Consider the following 24,137-nt stretch of genomic DNA (forward strand, 5'->3'; position numbering starts at 1 on the left):
CCCCGACGAGAGCCGTCAGGAACTATAGACGGGCCCCTGTCCTGCAGTGTTGCCGGGTTGCTAATCTTTGCAAGTTGTTGTGTGGTGAGGTGGACTGGATATGGATGCGCGTCAACCGCTGTACCGAATGAAGGCGGACTTCTTCAAGACATTGGGCCATCCGGTGCGGATTCGGGTGCTGGAGCTGCTCAGCGAGCGCGATCAAGCCGTGTCGGAAATGCTGCCCGAAGTGGGTATCGAGGCGGCCAACCTGTCGCAGCAGCTGGCCGTATTACGGCGTGCCGGCCTGGTGACCGCCCGCCGCGAAGGACTGTCCGTGCTGTACACACTGACCTCACCGCGCGTCGCCGAGTTACTGGCGACCGCACGCAAAATCTTGACCGGTGTGGTGGCCGATCAAGCCGAATGGCTCGACTCCGCCGATCCCGTCGTGCCCGAGCTCGCCGATGCCACAGCGACCCGACACGCGCAGACTTAGCCGCCCAGGCAGCCCGGCCCGAGTAGCGCCTTGAGGTCACCCATCAGAGCCGATGATGGCGTCACCCGAAGCGACTGATCGAGTTCGAGGGTGGTGACACGCTCTCCGCTGATCAAACGCAGATGGACCTGGTTGGTCCCGGGATGCCGCGCCAACACCTGCTTGAGTGCGGTCACCTTGTCGATGGTGCACTGCCGCGTCGGCAGCGTGACTGCAACCGGACGATCGTCGGAGGCCTGCGAGAAGTCCGGCACCACAAGGTCATTGGCAATCAGTGAAATCCGGTCATCGCGGATCGCCACCTTCGCGTTCACCAGAACGACCGCGTCATCGGCGATCTCGGCACCGTACACCGAATAGGCCTGCGGGAAGAAGAGCACCTCGATGCCACCGGTTAGGTCCTCGAGTTGCGCAGAAGCCCAGGGCATTCCGTTCTTGTTGACCCGACGGTTGACCGAGGCGAGGATTCCGCCCACCCGCACCTGAGTGTCATTGGCGATGTCGCCTTCGAGGATCGTGGGAATCTGGGTGTCGGTCTGACGGCCCAGCAGGTGCGCCACCCCGTTGAGTGGGTGCCCGGATACGTACAGCCCCAGCATCTCTCGCTCGAGCGCGAGCTTATGCTTTTCTTCCCATTCCTCGTCGGGCACCTTGATGGCGAACACGCTGGATGCGTCGGCGTCGTCGTCCCCGGCACCGCCGAAGAGATCGAACTGCCCCATCGCTTCGGCTTTCTTGGTGCCCAACACCGAGTCGACGGCATCGGATTGGACGAGGAAAAGCCCCTTGCGGGAATGCCCCAGCGAGTCGAAGGCCCCGGCCTTCACCAGCGATTCCGTGACCTTCTTGTTGCAGGCCGCGATGTCGATCTTGTGCAGATAGTCCGAGAAATCGGTGAAGGCGCCCTTTGATTCCCGGGTGGCGATCAAGGACTGGACCACATTGGCGCCGACATTTCGCACGCCGCCGAGCCCGTATCGGATGTCTTCCCCCACCGAGGCGAAGTTGTGGACCGACTCGTTGACGTCCGGCGGCAGCACCGTGATGCCGAGACGACGGCAATCGGCGAGGTAAACAGCCGCCTTGTCCTTGTCGTCACCCACGGAGGTGAGCAGCCCGGCCATGTACTCGCCGGGGTAGTTGGCTTTGAGGTAGGCGGTCCAGAACGACACCAATCCGTAGCCGGCCGCGTGCGACTTGTTGAACGCGTATCCGGCGAACGGAAGAATCGTGTCCCACAGCGCCTTGACGGCCTTCTCGGAGAAGCCGTTGTTGGTCATGCCCTCGTAGAAGCCCTTGTATTCGGCTTCCAGCACTTCAAGCTTCTTCTTGCCCATGGCCTTGCGGAGCGCATCGGCCTTACCCATGGAGTACGAGGCGACCTTCTGGGCGATGAACATGATCTGCTCTTGGTAGACGATCAGACCGTAGGTCTCCGAGAGGATGTCCCTGAGGGGCTCCTCCAGCTCGGGGTGAATCGGCTTGATCGGCTGGCGACCGTTCTTGCGGTCGGCGTAGTCGTTGTGGGCGTTCATGCCCATCGGGCCGGGACGGTACAGCGCCAGCACGGCCACGATGTCGTTGAATCCGGTGGGCTGCATGCGGCGCAGCAGATCCCGCATGGGCCCACCGTCGAGCTGGAACACGCCGAGAGTGTCACCGCGGGAGAGCAATTCGTAGGTGGCCGGATCTTCCAGCGGAAGATGGTCCAGGTCCAGATCGATGCCCCTGTTGGCCTTGATGTTGTCCAGCGCATCACCGATGACGGTCAGGTTGCGCAACCCCAGAAAGTCCATCTTCAGCAGGCCGATGGCCTCACACGACGGATAGTCCCAGCCGGTGATGATGGCGCCGTCCTGCGCGCGCCGCCACAGCGGGATGGCGTCGGTGAGCGGCTCCGAGCTCATGATGACGGCACAGGCGTGCACACCGGCGTTGCGGATCAGGCCTTCCAGACCACGGGCGGTCTGATAGATGGTCCGCACATCGGGATCGGTGTCGATCAGGGTGCGAACCTCGGCGGCCTCTTTGTACCGCTCGTGTTCGGGGTCGGTGATACCCGAAAGCGGAATGTCCTTGGCCATGATGGGCGGTGGCAGCGCCTTGGTGATCCGGTCGGCGATGGCGAATCCGGGCTGGCCGTAGTGGATACGCGCCGAGTCCTTCAGCGCCGCCTTGGTCTTAATGGTGCCGAAGGTGATGACCTGCGCGACCCGGTCGCTGCCCCACTTATCCGTGGCATACCGAACCATCTCACCGCGGCGACGGTCGTCGAAGTCGATATCGATATCGGGTGCCGACGGTCGTTCCGGATTCAGGAAGCGCTCGAACAGCAGCCCGTGCGGGATGGGGTCGATGTTGGTGATCCCGAGCGCGTAGGCGACGAGCGATCCGGCCGCCGATCCACGGCCCGGGCCCACCCTGATTCCGACTTCCTTGGCATGGGTGACCAAGTCCCCGACGACCAGGAAGTATGCGGGGAAACCCTTCTGCTTGATGACGTCCAGCTCATAGTGCGCACGGGTGAAGTACTCCTCGGGTACCCCGCCGGGGACGCCGTCGAAGCGACGCTCCAGTCCACGGTCCACCTCCTTGCGCAGCCAGGAGTCCTGGTCTTCACCCTCGGGCACCGGGAACACCGGCATGCGGTCCTTGAAGCTCCAGACGTCTTCGTACGACTGCACCCGCTCGGCGATGAGCAGGGTGTTGTCACACGCGCCGGGCACAGCGTCATCCCAGAGGTCGCGCATCTCGGACGCCGGCTTCAGGAAGTAGCCGTCACCGTCGAACTTGAAGCGCGTGGGGTCCGACATGGTCTTGCCGGTCTGCACACACAGCAGTGCCTCGTGGTTGTGCGAGTGATCCTTTGTGACGTAGTGGCAGTCGTTGGTGGCCAGCGGAGGTATGCCGAGCTTCTTGCCCAACTCCAGCAGTCCCTCGCGCACCCGGCGTTCGATGGACAGCCCGTGGTCCATCAGCTCCAGGAAGAAGTTCTCCTTGCCGAAGATCTGCTGCCATTTGGCGGCGGCTTCGAGTGCCTCGGCCTCCTGACCAAGACGGAGCCGGGTCTGCACTTCACCGGAAGGACATCCGGTGGTGGCGATGATGCCGCTGGCGTGCTCGGCGATGAGCTCGGCGTCCATGCGCGCCCATTTACCCAGCTGGCCCTCGAATGAGGCCAGTGAGGACAACTTGAACAGGTTGCGCAGTCCTGTCGCGTTCTCGGCGACCATCGTCATGTGGGTGTAGGAACCCGAACCGGACACGTCATCGGACTTCTGCCCCGGATCGCCCCAGAAGACACGCTTGGTGTCGAACCGAGAGGCCGGCGCGATGTAGGCCTCGATGCCGATGATGGGCTTGACCCCGGTCGCGCTGGCGACGTTGTAAAACTCGCTGGCGCCGTACATGTTGCCGTGGTCGGTCATGCCGACCGCCGTCATGCCGAGGCGCTCAACCTCGGCAAGCATCGGCTTGATCTTCGCCGCACCATCGAGCATCGAGTACTCGGTGTGGTTGTGCAGGTGCACGAACGAAGAATTCGAGGAGCTCACACGTGCCTTTCGTACCGACCCACGATGGGGGCGTCAATCGCTAGAGGGGTCAGTTTATGGCGAGGGTCCGACAGTCCCGGGCGTGTCGGGGGTGTGTCGCCCCGCTCATCCAGCTACCCGAATCACAGCGGTCACAAAAGCCCCGTCAGCAACGGTCAGGGCCCGTTTTCCCGACGAACCCCCGCACGGGTGGCGGCTGCCGTTGCAGCACCCGATCCCTCTGCCGCAGGGACATACCCCGGCTGGCCCGCAGCGCCGCGTCACGCAACGGCGTCAACCACGAGTTCGAGACGAGTCCCAGCGCACCCAGTCGGCGGGAATCGCGTGCGATCCGCTGTGTCCGGCGTCGGCGCAACGCAATGGCGCGCCGGCGACGGTAACTGCGTGTCAGGTCGTCGCGGGCCGCACCCGGCGCGCACTGAGCACCGCGTCGACCGTGAAGACGACCAGCGCCGCCCAGATCAGCGCAAAGCCGGCCCACCGCTCCGGGGGCATCGCCTCATGCTTGACCAGCACACCCCAGAGCATCTGCAGCGATGGTGTCAGGTACTGCAGCAACCCAAGGGTAACCAGTGGAATGCGTTGTGCCGCAATTCCGAACATCAGCAGCGGCAGCGCCGTCACCACGCCGCTGAACACGATCAGCGCGGTGTGACCGGGGGTATAGCCAAGGACGTGCTGCTGCCCGGCGAGACCGAGAAACGTCACATAGGCCAGCGCGAACGGTGCCGCGACGATTCCCTCGGCCGTCAGGCTCACCCGCGGATCGACAGTCACCGTCTTCTTGATGGCTCCGTACCCGGCGAACGAGACGGCCAGGACCAAGGTGATGACCGGCAGCTGCCCGTAGTTGATCGTGAGCACGATGACTGCCGTGACTGCCAGTACCAGGGCCAGCAACTGCCATCGGCTGAGCAGCTCCCGGAAGATCAGCACACCCAACAACACCGTCACCAACGGGTTGACGAAGTATCCGAGCGCGGCGTCCAGGACATGCCCCGAGTTGACGGCATAGATGTAGACACCCCAGTTGAGGGCGATGAGAGCCGAGGCACCCGCGAGGAGGAACCAGTTGCGCGGCCCCATCGCGATGAGATCGCGCAATCGCCCGGAAACGGCGACGACGATCACCATCAGCAGCAGCGTCCAGATCATCCGGTGCGCCAGGATCTCCAGCGCACTGGCCGGCTTCAGCAGAGGGAAGAAGGCGGGAAACAATCCCCACATGAAGTAGGCGGCCGCACCGAACAGGTATCCGGACTTCAGACGATTCTCTTCGGGAGCGGTGACGATCCCACTCATCGCAGGACGTCGAGCGCGTGCGCCAGATCGTCCGGATGCTCGCTGGTGATTTCCATCCAGCGACCATCGCCCGGATGTGTGAAGGCCAGCGACTTGGCGTGCAGCCATTGCCGTTCCAGCCCGAGCTTGGCCGCCAGCGTCGGATCCGCGCCATAGGTTAGATCACCGCAGCAGGGATGTTTGATGGCCGAGAAATGCACCCGGATCTGGTGGGTGCGACCGGTTTCCAGATGTATGTCCAGCAGGCTGGCCGCCACGAACGCCTCAAGGGTGTCGTAGTGGGTGATCGAATGACGCCCGTCCTCGACCACGGCGAACTTCCAGTCGTGTCCCCGGTGCCGCCCGATGGGGGCATCGATGGTGCCGCTGGACGGGTCCGGATGTCCCTGCACGAGAGCGTGATAGCGCTTCTCGACGCGCCGGTACTTGAAGGCGCGTTTGAGCTCGGTGTAAGCCTTCTCCGACAACGCGACAACCATGACGCCCGAGGTTCCGACGTCCAGGCGGTGCACGATTCCCTTGCGTTCCGGCACACCGGAGGTAGTCATCCGGAACCCGGCGGCGGCGAGCCCGCCGAGCACGGTGGGACCGCTCCAGCCGACAGAGGCATGGGCCGCGACGCCCGCTGGTTTGTCGACGGCGACCAGATCGTCATCGGCGTAGAGAATCTTCATGCCCTCGATGGCCTCGACCCGATTCTCCGGCGGGGCCTTGGGTTCGGGGAGGGTGACCTCTAGCCAGGTGCCCGCGGTGAGTTTCTCGGACTTGGTGACCGCAACCCCATCGAGAAGCACCGCGCCCTCTTCGGCGAGAGTTGCCGCGGCCGTGCGCGACAGCCCGAGCAGGCGTGCCAGCCCGGCGTCGACCCGCATGCCGGACAGGCCGTCGGGCACCGGCAGGGAACGCGAGGTCATGTCGGCTTGATCTGGGAAGCCTGCGCGTCGGCGTCGTCCGCCGTCGTCTCGTCGTCTGTGCTCGATGCTCCTCGCGTCGAGCGCTCGTCGGAGTCGTAGTCGTAGCCGAACAGTGACAGCGCCACCAGCAGGATCGCCCCACCTACCACCGCCGGATCGGCCACATTGAAGACCGGCCACCACCCCACCGAGAGGAAGTCGACCACGTGACCGCGCAGCGGCCCGGGTCCCCGAAAGAACCTGTCGACGAGATTGCCCAGCGCACCGCCGAGGATCATGCCCAAACCGATCGCCCACCACGTGGAGACCAACCGGCGGCCGATGAGCAGGATTCCGACCACAACCGAGATGGCGATGAGAGTCAGCACCCAGGTGTATCCGGTGGCGAAGGAGAACGCGGCGCCCGAATTACGCACCAGCGTCCAGCTGACGGTGTCACCGATGATGGGCACCGGCTTACCGGGCTGCAGCAGTTTGACGGCGAGAACCTTGCTGACGACATCCACCGCGAGTACCACCGCCGCCACGATGAGCAGCAGTTTTATCCGCCGCTTGGGCTTCGGGGCGGTCTCGGGCTCGTCACTCACGCCACCCATCATCCCTTACTCGGTGAGGCGCTTTGCGCAGCGTGTCTGCGATGATCGCCGCTGTGCCCGATGCTCTTCACCCCAAAGGCCCGTCACCGACCCTTGTGCTGCTGACCACCGGCGGAACCATCGCGACCGAGGTAGGCAGCGACGGCATTGCCCGGCACCGCAGTTCAGGTGATGACCTGCTCGCGAGTTCAGGTGATGACCTGCTCGCGGCGTCAGGGTACGGCGAGGTCGTGGTCGACGACCTGATGACGATCGACAGCTCGGAAATGACCCCGCAGCGCTGGCAGCAGATCGCCGCGTCCATCCGCGCCCATATCGCCGGCGGCGCCTCCGGAGTCGTCATCGCGCATGGCACGGACACCTTGGAGGAAACCGCGCTCTGGCTCGCGCTGACCTGCGCGGTGCAGGTACCCGTCGTCCTCACCGGGGCGCAGCGCAGTGGCGACCACCCCGAATCCGACGGCCCGGGAAATCTTCGCGATGCGTTGACGGTGGCCGCAAGCGGCGAGACTCTGGGCGTGGTGGTGTGCTTCGCGGGGCAGGTGTATGCGGCGCCGGGCCTGCGCAAGATCGATCTGGCCGATCCCGCCGGATTCGCCGGTGCCACCACCGTCGGGCACGTGCGCGACGGCGTGTTCGTTCGCAGCTGCGATGCCCCCGCCCCATTCCTTGGCACCGTGACCCGCGCCGCGTTACCCCGCGTCGACATCGTCAGCCTGTACCCGGGTGCCGACGCGGTGGCGCTCGACGCCTACGTGCGAGCCGGCGCCCAGGGACTGGTGCTGGAATCAATGGGCGCAGGTAACGCCAATGATGTTGTCATCGAGACAGTTTCGCGTCTCGTTGAGAACGGGATACGCGTGCTGGTGACCACCCGGGTGCCGGGCGGGGCGCTGACGACCGGATATGCGCCGGGCCAGAGATTGATCGACGCCGGTGCGGTGGTGGTGCCCCGGTTGCGTTCCGCACAGGCGCGGGTGCTGTTGATGGCGGCACTGTCCACCGGATCAGATCTGCGCGCCGTCGTCGACCGGCTCGGCTGACTCCTGCGGCCAGGCCAGACTGGCCACCGGATCGGCACGGGTGACATCCTGGTCATCGACACCGAAGGTGCGCGCGATGCCGGGCCCGCTGCCACGTGTCTCGAATCTCACGGTCATGACGCCGTGCCCGGTGCCCTGGATCCAACCGTGCCCGAACTCGGGATGGCTGACGTCGTCGCCGACGCCCCAGCTCGCCGCACGTGGTTCCGGCGTGGCGACAGCCGATGCGGCCTCATCGGTCTCGGCAATCGATTCGGTCTGGTCCAGGTCGGGAAAAAGAGAGGCCTGCTGGGTGTCGGAAAATCCCGAGAATCCCACGCCAACAAGGCGAATGGGGCCGATCTCAATAGGGTCGAGTAGCAGCCGGCGCGCAGCCGACATCAGTACCGCACGTTCAGTGGTGGCGTAGGGCAGAGTCGCCGATCTGGTCAGGATGCTCATGTCTGAGCGCCGAAGTTTGACGGTGACGGTACGCACGCCGCGACCATGCTTGATCAATCGCCGGTGGGCGTGGGCGCCGATGGGTTCGATGGCCTCGCGCAATTGATCGAGAGTCGTCAGATCATCGGCGAAGGTGGATTCGGCGCTGATCTGTTTGGTTTCGGCACGTTCGGCGACCGGACGCTCATCGATCCCCCGTGCGAGTTGATGCAGCGCGGGGCCGATCGTGCCGCCCAGCACCGAGGCCACCTCACCGGTCTGCAGCGCCGCGAACTGGCCAATAGTGTTGATTCCCAGGCGGTTCAGCCGCTCTTCGGCAACGGGTCCGATTCCCCACAATTTGCGCACCGGCAGATCCTCGAGCAGTGCGCGTTCCTCCGCCGGAGCGATGATCCGCACCCCGTCGGGTTTGGCCAATCCCGATGCGATCTTGGCGAGCTGCTTCCCCGACCCCGCCCCGACCGATGCGGTGAGCCCGGTCTCGGCCAGCACCCGGGAACGAAGTTCCTCGATGTACTGGCCTACCGTTTCGGTTGTGGCCCCGGCCAGTTCGGCGGGCTCTCCGAAAGCCTCGTCGAAGGAGAGCTGTTCCAGCACCGGAATCATCGATCGCACCGTCGCAAACACCCGTCGGCTCGCGACGCCGTACACCGCCCCGCGAGGCGGCAGCACAACGGCGGAGATGCCCACGAGGCGCCGCGCCTGATGCATGGGCATAGCCGAGCGGGCACCGAAAACCCGGGCCTCATAGCTCGCGCCGGCCACCACGCCCCGACCTCCCGTGCCGCCGACAAGGACCGGTCGCTCACGCAGGGTTGGCCGGGTCAGCTGCTCGACCGAGGCGAAGAAGGCATCCATGTCGAGGTGCAGAACCCATCGACCGGCAGCACACACGCGATCATCGTATTGCGCAGGTCGGACGTGCCCTGTCCGGCGCTGAGCACCACGATCGCCACCCGATGGCCGAACGCCGATAAGAAATGGCTGAATCACGCTACTCGGACAGCCGATGCGTCCCTAGCCTGATGTCATGGCAATGAACTTGGTGCACCGGTGGTGTTGTAGCTCGGAGATGTGGGCACGTAAGACCGAGTCGCAGCTCCTGCCGTGGGCGCTGCAGGACGTTGAGCTCGGTGCGGACACCTTGGAGATCGGGCCCGGTTATGGCGCGAATCTGCGCGTGCTGACCAAACGCACCCCGCAGCTGACCGCCGTCGAGATCGACGACACCATGGCCTCGCGGCTGCAGCGGCTCTATAGCGATCAGGCGACCGTGATCCAGGGTGACGGCACCAAGCTCGGTTTCGACGACGACCGCTTCAGCTCCGTGGTGTGCTTCACCATGCTGCACCATGTCCCGACAGCTGATCTGCAGGACCAGCTGTTCGCGCAGGCGCACAGGGTGCTGGCCCCCGGCGGTGTCTTCGCCGGCAGCGACGGAGTGCATTCCACGTTCTTCCGGCTGTTGCACATCGGTGACACCTACAACCCGGTGCCGACGACATCGCTGCCGGGTCGCTTGCGGGCTGCGGGTTTCACCGATATCGAGCATCACCTCGACGGCGGCAATCAGCGCTGGCGCGCGGTGAAGGCGGCCTAGAACCGACGTACTAGCCCGCCGTCTTCTTCAGGGACACCCGGACCCCGTCACCGAGATCGGTGGCGGGTGTCCGCATATTCTGGCCGGCTTCGCCGATTTCCAGTGTCGTGGCCAGGATTTCACCAGCGATCAGATCGCGGTGGCGTTCGGCCCAGGCACTGCGCTCGGCGGGAACCTCGAGGGTGACCTCGATACGGTCGGATACCTCCAGGCCCGACGACTTGCGAAGGTCCTGAAGCTCCCGGATGAGATCGCGCGCCCATCCCTCGGCTTCCAGCTCCTCGGTGACGGTGTCATCGAGGATGACCAGTCCCCCGCCCTCGGGCAGGGCCGCCGTGGAATCGGGCTCCGCGGCCACCAGCCGTGAGTCGAACTCGCCCTCCTGCAGGGTGATTCCGGCCGCGACGACGGTCCCGTCGGCCTGCTGCGCCCAATCGCCGGCCTTGACCGCACGGATGACGGTTTGCACCTCTTTACCCAGCCGCGGGCCCGCGGCGCGCGCATTAACGGTCAACTCGAACTTGCCATAGCCAGCGATATCGTCGGTGAGTTCCACGGATTTCACGTTGAGCTCATCGGCGATCAGTGCCCGGTAGGGCTCCAATCGCTCGGGGTTCGGCACCGCGACAGTCAATTTCAGCAGCGGCAGGCGCACCCGCAGCTTCTTGGCCTTACGCAGTGAAGACCCAGTGGAAGCCACCTTTCGCACCTCGTCCATGGCGGCGACCAGGTCGGGATCGGCGGGCAGTGCCGATTCGGACACCCAGTCGGCCAGGTGCACGGAGCGCTCCCCCGTCAACCCCTTCCAGATCACCTCGGTGGTCAGGGGCAGCAGCGGTGCGGCCAGACGGCAGGTCGTCTCCAAGACGGTGTGCAGGGTGTCGATCGCATCCGCATCTTCGTCCCAGAAGCGCGAACGTGACCGACGGACATACCAATTGGTCAGCGCGTCGGTGAACTGCCGCAGGTGTTCACACGCCCCGGAGACATCGCAGGTATCCATGGCCGCGGTGAGGTCGTCACGCAGCTGCGCCAGTTTGGCCAGGATGTATCTGTCCAGTACCTGCGTCGAATCGGTGCGCCATGTGCCCGGCTTGGGTGCGTACAGCTGCAGGAAGCTCCACGCGTTCCATAGCGGCAGGAGCACCTGCCGCACACCCTCGCGGATGCCCTGCTCGGTGACGATCAGGTTGCCGCCGCGCAGGATCGGCGATGCCATCAGGAACCACCGCATCGCGTCGGATCCGTCGCGATCGAAGACCTCGTTGACATCGGGATAGTTGCGCAGCGACTTACTCATCTTCTGGCCGTCGTTGCCCAGCACGATGCCGTGCGACACACAGGTTCTGAACGCGGGCCGATCGAAGATCGCGGTCGCCAGCACATGCATGACGTAAAACCAGCCGCGCGTCTGGCCGATGTATTCGACAATGAAGTCGGCCGGGAAGTGATTGTCGAACCACTCGGCGTTCTCGAACGGATAGTGCACCTGCGCGTACGGCATTGAGCCCGAATCGAACCAGACATCGAAGATGTCCGGGATGCGGCGCATGGTCGACTTGCCGGTCGGATCGTCCGGGTTGGGGCGGGTCAGCTCGTCGATGTACGGCCGGTGCAGATTGGTCGGACGAACCCCGAAGTCGCGCTCCAGCTCGTCCAGACTTCCGTACACATCGATGCGCGGATACGCCGGATCGTCCGACTTCCAGACCGGAATGGGACTGCCCCAGTATCGATTCCGGGAAACTGACCAGTCGCGCGCACCCTCCAGCCACTTGCCGAACTGGCCGTGCTTGACGTGTTCGGGATACCAGGTGATCTGTTCGTTGAGCTCCACCATCCGATCGCGGAACTCGGTCACCTTGATGAACCACGACGACACCGCGCGATAGATCAACGGGTTTCGGCAGCGCCAGCAATGCGGGTACGAGTGGTCGTAGGTCTCGTGACGCAGCAGGACGGCATCGTTGATAGCCGCGGAACCGGTGCCGTTCTTGAGGTCTTTGATGATCTGCGCGTTGGCATCAAACACCTGCTGGCCCTGGTAATCGGGCACGGTGGCGTCGAATCGGCCCTTTGAATCGACCGGGGTGACGGGGGTAATCCCGGCCTTGTCGGTCACGTTCTTGTCTTCTTCACCGTAGGCGGGGGCCATATGCACGATGCCGGTGCCGTCGTCGGTGGTGACGTATTCAGCCGAGAGCACCGTGAAGGCATTCGGTGACGCATCCTGCTGGAAGTACGGGAACGGCGGAAGGTACCGCAGGCCCAGCAGTTCGGCCCCGGTGTACGTGTCCAGTACGGTCGGCTCTTCACCCAGCTCGCGCGCATAGGCTCCGATTCGCGCCTGCGCCAACAGGTAACGCTCCTCGGAACCCTCGGGTTTCACCACCGCGTAGGCCACCTCTGGATTGACCGCGACGGCCAGGTTCGAGGGCAGAGTCCAGGGGGTGGTGGTCCAGATCAGCAGGCGTGCACCGTCGAGCGCCGCCCACCGGCTGTCCGCGTTGCCCGCAATCCGGTACCCCACGGTGACCGCGGGATCCTGGCGACTCTGGTAGACGTCGTCGTCCATCCGAAGCTCATGGTTGGACAACGGTGTCTCGTCGCGCCAGCAGTACGGCAGTACCCGGTATCCCTCGTACGCCAGTCCCTTGTCCCACAATTGCTTGAACGCCCAGATGACCGACTCCATGAAGGTCGGGTCGAGCGTCTTGTAGTCGTTGTCGAAGTCCACCCAGCGCGCCTGCCGGGTGACGTAGTCCTGCCACTCCTTGGTGTAGCGCAGCACCGATTCGCGGCAGGCGTCGTTGAACTCGGCGATACCCATGTCGTCGATCTGCGATTTGTCGGTGATGCCGAGCTGGCGTTCGGCTTCCAGCTCAGCGGGCAAACCATGTGTATCCCAACCAAATCGGCGGTAGACCTGATGTCCGCGCATGGTCTGATAGCGCGGCACGATGTCCTTGACGTACCCGGTGAGTAGATGTCCGTAGTGAGGCAGCCCGTTGGCGAACGGCGGACCGTCGTAGAAGACGTATTCCGGCGAGCCGTCCCGATTGGCGATGCTGGCGCGGAACGTGTCGTCCGCGTCCCAGTAGCGCAGCACCTGTTCTTCCAACGCGGGAAGATTCGGTGATCCGCTGCGCTGATCGGCGCCAAGATCGGTGCGTGGGTACGCGTCTGTGGATGAGCCGCTTGCGCGAAGACCATCAGGCATAGTCGGTACATCTCCCTGTGCTCGCCGGCACGGGGACGATGGGACGCCGTCGGCGTACCTCCGCGGTACCACCCCGCTTGCCCCTACTTGCCCGGGGCCTCTCACACAGGCTGTGACGGGCCTACCCGTCCGGCTCTACTCGGCGATCCGTGCTGCGCACGGAGCCTTTCTTCCGGAGACTCCCCGGTGATGGCCGGATCGATGTCTGTAGGGCAATTCTATTCGGGTGCGTTGATATGGCCAAACCGGTTTCGGAGCATCATCACGGCGGCCAGGACCAGGGCAATCGCCAGGAGGGCGCTCACGAAGAGCACCGTCAGCGCCCACCCGCCGGTCTGATACGCCAATCCGCCCGCTGCGCCTGCCACCGAGCTGCCCAGGTAGTAACTGAATAGGTACAGCGCGGACGCCTCCGCCCGGTCACGCTGCGCGACGGCGCCAACCCAGCCACTCGCGACGGTATGCGCGGCGAAGAATCCGGCGGTAAACACCCCCACGCCGATGATCACCGTGATGAGCGAGTCCGGGATGGTCAGTGCGAGCCCCACCGCCGTGATGGCCACCGCCGAGATCAGCACCAGGCCGCGGCCGCGACGGTCTGCCAGCCGCCCGGCCATCGCCGAGGACACCGTTCCCGCCAGGTACAGCAGAAACAACAGACCGGCAATGGCCGTGGGTAAACCGAACGGCGGGGCGACCAGCCGATAGCCCAGGTAGTTGTACACGGTGACGAACCCGCCCATCAGCACAAATGCCAACCCGAACATGATGAGCAGGACCGGGTTTCGCAGGTGCACGCCCAGGACCCGCATCGTGGTGCCGACCCGCACCCGCTTGGGCACAAAGAACTGGGACTTCGGCAGCAGCACCGCGAACAACACTGTGCATACCAAAGTCATTGCGCCACTGCCCAGTAAGGCGATCCGCCAATTACTCACATCGAGCAACGAGGAGGCCACGAGCCGTCCGGAAAGTCCGCCGACCGTCGTGCCGGCAATGTATCTGCCCATCGCCGAACCCAGTGAGCCCGGATGTACTTCTTCGGCGAGGAACGCCATCGCGACAGCCGGAATCCCCGCCAGTGCTGCACCTTCGGCGGCACGGCCGATCAACAGCACCGCGAACGTGGGACTGGCCGGGAGCAGTAGCCCAATGATCGTCGTCGCGATTGCCGAGACCAGCATCACCCGGGTACGCCCGTACCGCTCCGAGAGCGCGCTTGCCGGAATGATCGACAGCGCGAGCATTCCGGTGGTCACCGAGACCGTCAGCGCGGCGGCGGCGGGACTGACACCGAAATCTGCAGAGAGCGCCGGGAGTACCGCCTGCGTGCCGTAGAGAGCGGCGAAGGTCGCAAGCCCGGCGGCGAAGAGGGCGCCCGTCAGACGCCGATATCCGGCGGTGCCCGTCTCGTGGGGTATGGGATCGGCGGCGCTGATCGCCGGGGGGTGCTCGGTACTTGGAGCCATCGCCATGACAGGAAATGCTCCTCCCGACCAGGCATATCACGGAAATGAGCGATGTGACGATCTATAATTCAATTTGCGCATATAAGGAGGTGGCAGCGTGGCCGACGGCGACTACGAGTGGTACATCACACTCGCCGAACGACAAAACGTCACCGCCGCCGCCGAGCAACTGCAGATCGCCCAGCCCACGCTCACCCGGATGCTGGCCAGATTGGAGCGACGGCTTGGCGCTCAACTGTTCGACCGGCACGGCAAGCGGCTTACGCTGAACCCGTCGGGACGGATCTTCTATCAGCACGCCAGGCGCGCCCAGATGGAACTGGACTCCGCCCGCCGAACCATCAACGACCTCGCCAACCCCGCCGAAGGTGAGATCCGGCTCGGATTCCTGCACACCTTTGGCCCCACGCTCGTCGCCCGGCTGATTGCCGGCTTCGCCGCGACGTCGCCACACGTGCGCTTCGTGCTGGAGCAGGGCGCCGCAGGCAGCCTTGATGACCTTGTCGCGAACGGCGATCTCGACGTCGCGATTGTTTCGCCGCGTCCTCGCCGTACAAATCTTGCATGGCGCAACCTCTTCCGGCAGCGCCTGGGAGTGGCCGTACCGACGGATCACCGGCTGGCACAAGCCGAAGACGTATCGATGATCGATCTGGCCGACGAGCCTTTCATCGGGATGCATCCCGGGTACGGCATGCGCCGTCTTCTCGAAGAGCTTTGTGCTGCCGCACAATTCCAGCCGCGCATAGTGCTCGAATCGAGCAATCTCACCACCGTCGCGGGCCTGGTGGCGGCGGGCCTGGGCATCACGGTGCTCCCCGTCGATGCCACCACCTACCCACCCGATCTCAGGATGTTGCGCCTCGTGGATGCCGACGCACACCGGGACGTCGGCATCATCTGGAGCTCCGGGCAGCCTCTTTCGCGCCCGGTACGAGATTTCATATCCCACGCCATCGCCTCGACCTAGGTAACAATCATCCCCATGTCTGCCGACGTGCCGCCCGAGAACGGGATCGCCCTGGCCATAACGCAGATCGATATCGCCGCCGACGAGGCACAGTTCTATGCGGCCGTGACCGCGGTCCGGGCGGCGGTGGCACGCGAAGTGCGTGCGCGTACACCGGAAGCAGCGCTGGCTGCAGCGTGGTCGGAAGCGTTGCGGCATAGCATCCACGCGTCGGCACGACTCGTCACCAACGGTGTGAATCCGGGCTGGGCCTGGTTCGTCTCGGGAAGCGTGGCCCGGGGCGAGGCGGCACCCGGTTCCGATGTAGAGACGCTGCTTGTCGTCGACGACGAGGTTGACGCTGACGGCAAGACGTACCTCATGGAGACGGCCGCTCAGGTCCACGCCATGCTCGAACGTGCAGACATCGGCAGCGATGCCAACGGAGTCCTGGCAAGTCGCGGCCGATTCTGCCGCCGCAAGGCCAACTGGTTCGAGGGAATCGAACGTTGGTGCGCCAACCCGCCCGAGGACCGGGGTGTCGTGATGGCGGGACTGATGGCCGACTCTCGCGGGGTTGACTCGGGATCATTGTTGTCCGACAACGCACTTCGCAGTGAGAACGTCCGCTGTGCACAGCGGCACTACGCCATCCGGCTTGCCATGCTTCAGGACGCGGTGGCCGTCCGCGCCGGTTTCCCCTCGCGATTGCGGATATTCGCCACGCAGTCCGATGCTGTCGACCTCAAGGTCGCCGCGATCGATCCCGTGGTGAAGATCGCCCGCTGGGCGGCTTTGGCCGCCGGATCGGACGCCCTCGCGACACCGGATCGCCTCGACGCCGCCTCAGCGGCCAAGGTCTTGGACTCCGACGATGCCTCGACGCTGCGGGATTGCTTCACGTGGCTGCTGCGATTTCGGTGGCGGTCCCGGGCCGCAGCCTGGCAGGACGGACGGCAGCTGTCCGACACCGTGTCACTGGCCTCCCTTGCCCCACAGGAACGCGCGGTGCTGCGCTCCGTGGCGCGCGAGATCGCCGGCATCCGGCGCAAGCTCATCTACCTGTCCTCGACGTCCTCATTCCGATAACCGGTCGTACCAGCGCATGGCCCAGCGAGCATCGCCCAGGGCCGTGTGCCGCTGACCGGCACTCGGCGTTCTGACCCCGAATTGCAGCGATAGGTTCGAATAGTCGGCGTCCGGTATCAATCCGCGTTCACGGATCCGGGCCGCCGTCACTGCGACAACATCGACAAGATCCGGATTCCACGCCGGGTGAACCCCGTGTGCCAAGAACATTCGCGTCAGACACTCGGCGTCGAATTGAGGTATCACCCCGACGATCGTGGCTCCCGCCGTCCATTCCCCGACGAGCGACGCTGCCTCAGCGGCACGGAAGACGCGCGGGAACTGCAGCGGGCGCAGACGCACCTGCGGATGACGTTTGTGGAAACCGCTGATCTCAAGGCCGGCCGGATCCGCCGATTCCAAATCCAGATCCTGAACGTCCACGCACAGGTGCAGCTGCCGCTGCCCGGCATCGGTACGGCGAATGATCGCTATTTCCCATGGCTCGCGCTCACGGTGCAGCCCAGTGGTCTCGGTATCGAGAAAGACCAGGGCCACGGAACATCCTCTCGCGCGCGACTACGAGCTGAGCTTGAGCAATTGCTCGGCCGCCAGGGCGGGCGTCAAGGTTCCCTCGCGCACTTGCTGTTCGATATCCGCCCGCGCCGCCTTCACATCCGGCGCGTTGAGCACCCGATCCAGCACCGCGTCACGCACCATCGCCCACATCCATTCGACTTGCTGACGACGGCGTTTGGCGCCGAACTCCCCCGCCTCCGTCAATACCTCGCGGTGCCGCAAGACGGTCTCCCACATCTCGGACACCCCGCTGTTCTCCAATGCGCTCATGGTGAGAACCGGTGGGCGCCAGAGGGTGTCATGCGGATAGATCAAGCGTAGGGCACCCGACAATTCCCGTGCGGCCTTCTGGGCCTCGATGGCATGGGCGCCATCGGCCTTGTTCACCACCACGATATCGGCGAGCTCCAGGACACCCTTTTTGATGCCCTGCAGCTGATCTCCGGTGCGTGCCAACGTCAGGAACACAAAGGTGTCAACCATGTTCGCGACGGTGACCTCGGACTGTCCGACACCGACGGTCTCAATGAGAATGACGTCGAACCCGGCCACCTCCAGCAGCACCACCGTCTCACGGGTCGCCTTGGCGACCCCGCCCAGCGTTCCTGAGGTGGGAGAGGGACGGATGTACGCATCGGGATGTACGGAGAGCCGCCCCATCCGGGTCTTGTCACCGAGGATCGATCCTCCGGTGCGAGTGGATGACGGATCGACCGCCAGCACCGCCACCCGGTGCCCCTGCTCGATGAGATACATGCCGAGGGCCTCGATGGTGGTCGACTTGCCCACCCCGGGCACACCGGTGATACCGACCCGTAGTGCTTCTCCCGCATCGGGCGAGATGTCCAGCAGTAACTGCTGAGCCTGCGCTCGGTGATCCGGGCGCGTCGACTCCACCAGCGTGATGGCTTTCGCGAGCGCAGAACGATCACCCGAACGGATCGCGTTGCTCAGGTCCATTTACGCGAGCTTGTATCCGAGTCGTTCAGCCAGCTTGTGCAACAGCCCAATCGCGGCCTCAGCGATGACGGTCCCTGGGGGGAAGATGGCCGCGGCACCCGCCGCGTACAGCTCATCGAAATCACCGGGCGGGATGACACCGCCGACGACGATCATGATGTCGGGGCGGCCCACCTCTGCCAAGGCCTCGCGCAGCGCCGGCACCAGAGTCAAGTGCCCCGCGGCCAGCGAGGACACCCCGACCACGTGCACGTCGTTGTCGGCGGCCTGGCGTGCGACTTCCTCCGGCGTCTGGAACAGCGGGCCCACGTCCACGTCGAAACCGATATCGGCGAAGGCCGTTGCGATCACCTTCTGCCCACGGTCGTGCCCATCCTGGCCCATCTTGGCGACCAGCACACGCGGCCGGCGACCATCGGCGTCGGCGAACTTTTGCACGAGCTCGGTCGCTTGCGTCACGCTGTTGACGGCGCCATCCCTTCCCACCTCGTCGCGGTATACGCCGCTGATGGTACGGATTTCGGCTTGATGGCGCCCGTAGACCTTCTCCAGCGCGTCGGAGATCTCCCCGACCGTCGCCTTGTGGCGAGCGGCGTCGATGGCCAGCGCCATCAAGTTGTTGCCCAATCCGTCTTCCCCGGCACGGCTGGAATCAGCCGCGGCCCTGGTCAGTTCATCAAGTGCACGCTGCACCGCGTCGTTATCACGCTCGGCACGCAACTGCTGCAATTTGGCCAGCTGTTCGGCGCGCACCCGCGAGTTCTCGACCTTCAGCACCTCGATCTGCTGATCCTCGACCACCTGGTACTTGTTGACGCCGATCACCGGCTGACGGCCCGAGTCAATGCGTGCCTGAGTACGTGCGGCGGCCTCCTCGATGCGCAGCTTCGGGATGCCCTGATCGATGGCCTGCGCCATCCCACCGGCTTCGGTGACCTCCCGGATGTGCTCGCGCGCACGGGAAGCGAGCTGATGGGTCAGCCACTCCACGTAGTACGAGCCACCCCATGGGTCGATCGGACGACACGTGCCCGACTCCTGCTGGATGAGCAGCTGGGTGTTGCGTGCGATACGTGCCGAGAAGTCGGTGGGCAGCGCCAACGCCTCGTCCAGGGCGTTGGTGTGCAGCGACTGGGTGTGCCCTTGGGTGGCGGCCATCGCCTCGATGCAGGTGCGGGCGACATTGTTGAACACATCCTGCGCGGTCAGCGACCAGCCGGAAGTCTGCGAATGCGTACGCAGAGACTGCGATTTGGCGCTCTTCGGATCGAACTGCGCCACCAGCTCGCTCCACAGCAGACGCCCGGCCCTCAGCTTGGCCACCTCCATGAAGAAGTTCATGCCAATGGCCCAGAAGAAGGACAGACGCGGCGCGAACACATCGATGTCCAGGCCGCCCTCCAGCCCCGCCTTGATGTACTCGACGCCATCGGCCAGGGTATACGCCAGTTCGAGATCGGCTGTGGCACCGGCCTCTTGGATGTGATAGCCGGAAATGGAGATCGAGTTGAACTTCGGCATCTTGGCGCTGGTGTAGGAGAAGATGTCCGAGATGATCCGCATCGACGGCTTCGGCGGATAAATGTAGGTGTTGCGGACCATGAACTCTTTGAGGATGTCGTTCTGGATGGTCCCGGCCAGCTGCTGGGGACTGACACCCTGTTCCTCGGCGGCCACCACGTACAGCGCCAGAATCGGAAGCACCGCGCCATTCATGGTCATCGACACCGATACCGACCCCAGGTCGATCCCGTCGAACAACTGACGCATATCCAGGATGGAATCGATGGCCACACCGGCCATGCCGACGTCGCCCTGTACTCGCGGATGATCCGAGTCGTATCCGCGGTGGGTCGCCAGGTCGAAGGCCACCGATAGGCCCTTCTGGCCCGCGGCCAGGTTGCGGCGGTAGAAGGCGTTGGATTCGGCGGCCGTGGAGAAGCCCGCGTACTGGCGGATGGTCCACGGCTGATTGACGTACATCGTCGGGTACGGCCCGCGCAGAAACGGCACCTGCCCCGGGAAGGTATCCAGTGGGTACCCCTGCTCCCGCACGGCATCTCGGTCTGCGGCGGTATAGATGGGCTTGACGGTGATGGCCTCGGGCGTCTCCCAGTCGAGTTGCTCGGGCGTGTACCCGTGAGCGCCGGCGGCGGTACTCACCGCGGCCGCGACGGCGGCAGCGTCCGGCGCGACCGGCGCACGGTCACCGTGCAGCGGTATATCAGCGAAACTGCCCAGGGTGGTGTCGGATACCGAAAGATCCGTGAGGTCAGTCATGTCACGCCCCCAACTTGGTCAATATGGCTGAAAGCGCTTCGACAGCATTGATTTTCATGGTCAGATAGCCATCGGGTCGTGACGTCTGCGCGACCTCCGCGACGGACTTCTCGGGTCCCGCAAGGTAGACGTCGGTGATCCCCGCCGCCCTGGCCGCATCGACAACCGCACCCGCCTCAGCGGCGTAGCGGGCGTCGGTCCCACAGATCACCGCGATGCGCGCTCCCGCATCCGCCACGGCACCCGCGACGGATCCGGCGTCGAGTACACCGGGATTGACGGCCTCGATACCGCCTGAGGCCAACAGGTTCGAGGCGAAGGTGGTGCGCACGTTGTGCTCTGCCAGCGGACCCAGCGGAATCAGCAGCGCGGCCGGACGCGCGCCCGACGCGGCCAGGGCTGCGTCGGAGCGATCACGAAGGGCCTCGAATTCGGCGGCGTACCGGTAACCCACCGCGGCATGTGGTGGCAGCGGCGCTTCCGACAGGTTCGGGAATTCGTTCACTCCGGTCACCGAGGTACGCCGATGAGCGATGTCGTCGGCACGCTGGGCGCGCGTTGCGGCGATGCGTTCCCGAATCAGTTCGGCGGCCGCCTGGAATCCCCCGGCGCCCTCGATCTCGGTGAACAGCGACCATGCCTGCTGCGCAAGGGTTTCCGTGAGGTCCTCGATGTACCAGGAGCCGCCACCGGGGTCGAGCACCCGGCCGACATGGGACTCCTCGATGAGCAGGAGCTGCGTGTTTCGGGCGATTCGCGCGGAGAACGCCGGGGATACCGAATCCAGTCCACCGACGATCGCGTCGTCGAATTGGCGTACCCGCACGCTGTCCGCGCCACCTACTCCGGCGCCGAAAGCGGCCAAGGTGGTGCGCAGCATGTTCACCCACGGATCACGCTGGGCCATCATCGGCTCTGAAGTCACCGCGTGCATGAGAGCTCCGCCGGCCTCGGGCGCGCCGGCGACCTCAGCCACCCGCGCCCAGAGCACTCGGGCGGCACGGAATTTTGCGATCGACAGGAACTGATCATCGGTCGCAGCGAAGCGGAAACTGATCTGCCGCAATGCTTCCGCAATTCCCAGGCCCGCGTTCTGCAATAGCCGCAGGTAGGCAACCCCGGCGGCTATCGCGACCGCGAGTTCCTGGCTGTCGCTGGCGCCGAGTTCGTGGGCGATGGTGCCGTCTGCGGTGATGGCGCGGATCTGCCCGGTCCGCGCGACCGCGCGCCTGGCCAACGCCACCGCGTCGTCGATCGCGACGCCCGAACGGCCGGTGAACGTATCCCCCAGCGGATCGGCGCCAAGGTCCACCACAACACCGGCGGCATTTCCCTCGTAAGCATCCAGCACCGCGAAGATCGCCTCGGCTACCCCGATCAGCTCGGCACCGGCCTCCACCTGGATCGGAGCCAGATCGAGGTATACGTCCTGCAACGCGCGCCCCACAGCCTCGGGCGCAAGACCGGCCAGGACGACGGCGCTGGTGCCCTGCCCCAGGGCGTCGAGAATGGCCTCATTCAGGAGCGCCGCATCGGCAGCGGCACCGTCGAAACGCTCGGCGACCTTCCATCCACTGTTCACATCGCGTTGCGGATCACCACCCCGGGCAAATGGCCATTGTCCGGGCAAGGACGACTCGGGAAGCTCATCGAGCGCCGTGTACAACGGACGGATCGCAATCCCGTCGTACGTTGGCGAGTCGAGCAGTCGCTCGGGATCGGCGGGCAGATCCTCGACAGCCTTGCGCGTCGACTTGGCCAATACCCCGGCGACGTTCTTCTGCCACCGTGCGAAGTCATGCCTGATCTCGGGTACCTCAACAGTCACGAAACTGCTCCCTGCTGCTCGTCGTCGAGCGACACATATGGCACTCCATGCCGAAATGCTTATCACACTTATTCATCAGGCTAAATGACGCCATCGACTACTGCCCAGTACGGGGGCACGGCCATCGCGGCACCCGTGTCCTGTCCCGTTCGTTCATCCGACCTCCGTAGGCTGACGACCATGGGATTCCGGCAGGTCTGGGGCGCGTCCGTCGCGGCGGCGCGACGGATTCCGCCGCGGCAGCTGCTATGGACCGGTGTGGCCGTTCTCATCGTGGCCGCGGCCGTGCTGTTTCTTCCGCTGCCGACCGCCCTGCAGATGCGGGACTGGGCCCGTGAGCTCGGCCCCTGGTTCCCACTGGCCTTCCTCGCCGCACACACCATCGTGACGGTGCTGCCGTTCCCACGCACTGCCTTCACCCTGGCCGCCGGCTTGCTTTTCGGCACGCAGCTCGGCGTACTCCTGGCCGTCGTCGCGAGCACCGCGAGCGCGGTGCTCGCGCTGTGGGGTGTGCGGGCGCTGGGGTGGAAGCTCAGCACGCTGCATCACCGTCCCGGCGTGAAGAACGTCGACGATCAACTACGCCGTCGCGGGTGGATCGCCGTGATGTCCATGCGGCTCATCCCGGCCGTGCCGTTCTCGGTGCTCAACTACGCAGCCGGCGCCTCCGCGGTGCGGGTATTGCCGTACACGCTGGCCACGTTCATCGGCCTGCTTCCGGGCACCCTTGCCGTCGTCGTACTCGGTGATGCACTCACCGGGCACATCAGCGGCACGCTCTTCATGGTTTCTTTGGCCACGTCGGTGATCGGCGTGCTGGGCATCTTGTACGAGATCCGGCGCTACAAGCGCACGCACACCGAAATCGCCACGCCCGAGGCCTCGGATGAACCCGAACGGGTCGGCGGCTAAACCGCGGACTCGCGCGCCTGGAACCCTTTGCCCGCGAGAACGGCGAACCACACCAGCAGGCTTGCCGCGGGCAATGCGCGGAATGCCTGGTCGTGCGCACGGATGTGTGCGCCGACCGCCAGCGTGAAGTAGACGGTGAGTATGAACGCGGTCAGCCGACCCAATGCCGTCCACCGGATACCGCCGAGAAGCCCCACGGCCGAAGCCAACTTGACGACCGGCAGAACCCACCAGATCCGTTGTGGCAAACCCACTTTCTCCAGCGCATCCTTGATCGGTTTGATCGGACGGACGCATGCCGCGGCATCGGCAGCCTGCATGACCGCCAACGCGGTCAGTACCGTCGGTGTCGCCAAACGCCGTTCTGTCATGACGATTTCGCCGCCAATCCCCTGGCTGCCAGCACACCGTAGGTGGCCAGCAAGGTCGAGGCTGATAGCGCATTGACACCGATATCGCGCACCCGCAGATGCGCGCCCACTGCCAGACTGAAGTAGATGGTGAGCAGCACCAGCGTCAGCTTGGCAAGCCCCGGAAAACGGACTCCACCCAACAGGCCTATCGCGGACGCGGCCTTGATCGGCGCGAAGATCCAACGGTTTTGCTGTGGATAATGCACGTCATCTAGGCATTTGGCTACATAGGGAACAGGCTGGACGCACAGCGCGGCGTCGATCGCCTGAAAGGCACCCAGCAAAGCCAAGACTCGGGGAGATACGAAAGCGTCGTTGCTCATTGCTCCAGTCAACCACCACAACATCGGGTAGTCGATTGGTCGGCCGATTCCGGCTAGTGCGGTGCGTGCGCTCCGAGGGACGCCGAGATAACTGCCAGGGGCGAATGGGCCAGCTGCATGTTGGCGCGCTCCTGCGGGGTCAACCGATGGCGCTCCAGGAAAAGTCGCAACGCGCGAATACTCATGTCTTCATTGGACGCGGTCGCGC

Annotated in this window: 20 protein-coding genes; 6 read left to right on the forward strand and 14 right to left on the reverse strand. The window is 64.8% G+C overall.

All coding sequences use genetic code 11. From position 1 onward, the window contains the following. Window positions 1–100 precede the first annotated feature (100 nt). Window positions 101–478, forward strand: a complete 378-nt coding sequence (locus HBA99_RS13540) for an ArsR/SmtB family transcription factor (RefSeq protein WP_030093420.1) — start codon at window positions 101–103, stop codon at window positions 476–478. Here the strand turns inward: HBA99_RS13540 and dnaE are convergent. From dnaE to lspA, 4 genes are all read right to left on the reverse strand, one after another. Further along, on the reverse strand, window positions 475–4,032 hold the full coding sequence (dnaE, locus tag HBA99_RS13545; RefSeq protein WP_030093421.1) for a DNA polymerase III subunit alpha: 3,558 nt from the start codon (window positions 4,030–4,032) through the stop codon (window positions 475–477). The genes HBA99_RS13540 and dnaE overlap by 4 nt on opposite strands. Window positions 4,033–4,419: 387 nt before the next feature. Beyond that, on the reverse strand, window positions 4,420–5,334 hold the full coding sequence (gene rarD / locus HBA99_RS13550; RefSeq protein ID WP_070952554.1) for an EamA family transporter RarD: 915 nt from the start codon (window positions 5,332–5,334) through the stop codon (window positions 4,420–4,422). Continuing rightward, window positions 5,331–6,248, reverse strand: coding sequence for an RluA family pseudouridine synthase (locus HBA99_RS13555; protein ID WP_070952555.1), 918 nt, complete (start codon window positions 6,246–6,248; stop codon window positions 5,331–5,333). The genes rarD and HBA99_RS13555 overlap by 4 nt, the downstream gene beginning before the upstream one ends. Beyond that, a complete protein-coding gene (gene lspA, locus HBA99_RS13560) occupies window positions 6,245–6,847 on the reverse strand; it encodes a signal peptidase II (protein WP_070926790.1) in 603 nt (200 codons plus the stop codon). Before lspA ends, HBA99_RS13555 begins: the two co-directional genes overlap by 4 nt. Window positions 6,848–6,945: 98 nt before the next feature. On the opposite strand from lspA, the gene HBA99_RS13565 reads away from it, so the two are divergent. After that, window positions 6,946–7,887, forward strand: a complete 942-nt coding sequence (locus HBA99_RS13565; protein ID WP_070952638.1) for an asparaginase — start codon at window positions 6,946–6,948, stop codon at window positions 7,885–7,887. Here the strand turns inward: HBA99_RS13565 and HBA99_RS13570 are convergent. Then, entirely contained in the window at window positions 7,852–9,222 is a 1,371-nt protein-coding gene (locus tag HBA99_RS13570) for a DNA polymerase IV (protein ID WP_078284592.1), read from the reverse strand. The genes HBA99_RS13565 and HBA99_RS13570 overlap by 36 nt on opposite strands. 136 nt (window positions 9,223–9,358) lie before the next feature. On the opposite strand from HBA99_RS13570, the gene HBA99_RS13575 reads away from it, so the two are divergent. After that, window positions 9,359–9,928: a class I SAM-dependent methyltransferase gene (locus HBA99_RS13575; protein ID WP_193601820.1), complete on the forward strand. Its 570-nt coding sequence runs from the start codon at window positions 9,359–9,361 to the stop codon at window positions 9,926–9,928. 10 nt (window positions 9,929–9,938) lie between these two features. Here the strand turns inward: HBA99_RS13575 and ileS are convergent, their stop codons facing one another. Both ileS and HBA99_RS13585 read right to left on the reverse strand, forming a co-directional pair. Next, the gene (gene ileS, locus HBA99_RS13580; protein ID WP_070952556.1) at window positions 9,939–13,148 is read right to left on the reverse strand and encodes an isoleucine--tRNA ligase; all 3,210 of its coding nucleotides are present in this window, start codon (window positions 13,146–13,148) and stop codon (window positions 9,939–9,941) included. A gap of 218 nt (window positions 13,149–13,366) precedes the next feature. Beyond that, on the reverse strand, window positions 13,367–14,623 hold the full coding sequence (locus HBA99_RS13585; RefSeq protein WP_057965891.1) for an MFS transporter: 1,257 nt from the start codon (window positions 14,621–14,623) through the stop codon (window positions 13,367–13,369). Between the two features lie 91 nt (window positions 14,624–14,714). Between HBA99_RS13585 and HBA99_RS13590 the strand changes: the two genes are divergently transcribed. Further along, window positions 14,715–15,587 carry a LysR family transcriptional regulator gene (locus HBA99_RS13590; RefSeq protein ID WP_057965892.1) on the forward strand — a complete coding sequence of 291 codons (873 nt, stop codon included), beginning with the start codon at window positions 14,715–14,717 and terminating at the stop codon, window positions 15,585–15,587. A gap of 15 nt (window positions 15,588–15,602) precedes the next feature. Continuing rightward, on the forward strand, window positions 15,603–16,655 hold the full coding sequence (locus HBA99_RS13595; RefSeq protein WP_057965893.1) for a putative nucleotidyltransferase substrate binding domain-containing protein: 1,053 nt from the start codon (window positions 15,603–15,605) through the stop codon (window positions 16,653–16,655). Here HBA99_RS13595 and HBA99_RS13600 read toward each other — a convergent pair. Genes HBA99_RS13600 through mutA form a run of 4 tightly spaced genes read right to left on the reverse strand, consistent with a single transcriptional unit; the run spans window position 16,644 to window position 22,281 of the window. Beyond that, complete coding sequence (locus HBA99_RS13600) at window positions 16,644–17,192, reverse strand: exonuclease domain-containing protein (RefSeq protein WP_030093432.1); 549 nt, start codon at window positions 17,190–17,192, stop codon at window positions 16,644–16,646. The two genes, HBA99_RS13595 and HBA99_RS13600, sit on opposite strands and share 12 nt — an antisense overlap. A 21-nt stretch (window positions 17,193–17,213) precedes the next feature. Next, the gene (gene meaB, locus HBA99_RS13605; RefSeq protein ID WP_057965894.1) at window positions 17,214–18,173 is read right to left on the reverse strand and encodes a methylmalonyl Co-A mutase-associated GTPase MeaB; all 960 of its coding nucleotides are present in this window, start codon (window positions 18,171–18,173) and stop codon (window positions 17,214–17,216) included. Then, the gene (gene scpA, locus HBA99_RS13610) at window positions 18,174–20,453 is read right to left on the reverse strand and encodes a methylmalonyl-CoA mutase (RefSeq protein ID WP_030093434.1); all 2,280 of its coding nucleotides are present in this window, start codon (window positions 20,451–20,453) and stop codon (window positions 18,174–18,176) included. Window position 20,454: 1 nt separating this feature from the next. Further along, window positions 20,455–22,281 (reverse strand): methylmalonyl-CoA mutase small subunit, encoded by a 1,827-nt coding sequence (gene mutA / locus HBA99_RS13615; protein ID WP_057969076.1) that lies wholly within the window; start codon window positions 22,279–22,281, stop codon window positions 20,455–20,457. Between the two features lie 180 nt (window positions 22,282–22,461). Between mutA and HBA99_RS13620 the strand changes: the two genes are divergently transcribed. Then, complete coding sequence (locus HBA99_RS13620; protein WP_030093436.1) at window positions 22,462–23,193, forward strand: TVP38/TMEM64 family protein; 732 nt, start codon at window positions 22,462–22,464, stop codon at window positions 23,191–23,193. Here HBA99_RS13620 and HBA99_RS13625 read toward each other — a convergent pair. Genes HBA99_RS13625 through HBA99_RS24940 form a run of 3 tightly spaced genes read right to left on the reverse strand, consistent with a single transcriptional unit; the run spans window position 23,190 to window position 24,114 of the window. Beyond that, window positions 23,190–23,564, reverse strand: coding sequence for a DoxX family protein (locus HBA99_RS13625; RefSeq protein ID WP_070952557.1), 375 nt, complete (start codon window positions 23,562–23,564; stop codon window positions 23,190–23,192). The two genes, HBA99_RS13620 and HBA99_RS13625, sit on opposite strands and share 4 nt — an antisense overlap. Next, the gene (locus tag HBA99_RS13630; protein WP_030093438.1) at window positions 23,561–23,929 is read right to left on the reverse strand and encodes a DoxX family protein; all 369 of its coding nucleotides are present in this window, start codon (window positions 23,927–23,929) and stop codon (window positions 23,561–23,563) included. Before HBA99_RS13630 ends, HBA99_RS13625 begins: the two co-directional genes overlap by 4 nt. A gap of 53 nt (window positions 23,930–23,982) precedes the next feature. After that, entirely contained in the window at window positions 23,983–24,114 is a 132-nt protein-coding gene (locus HBA99_RS24940) for a hypothetical protein (RefSeq protein ID WP_256364546.1), read from the reverse strand. Between the last annotated feature and the right edge of the window lie 23 nt (window positions 24,115–24,137).

This window comes from Mycobacteroides chelonae (assembly GCF_016767715.1).
GTDB lineage: Bacteria > Actinomycetota > Actinomycetes > Mycobacteriales > Mycobacteriaceae > Mycobacterium > Mycobacterium gwanakae.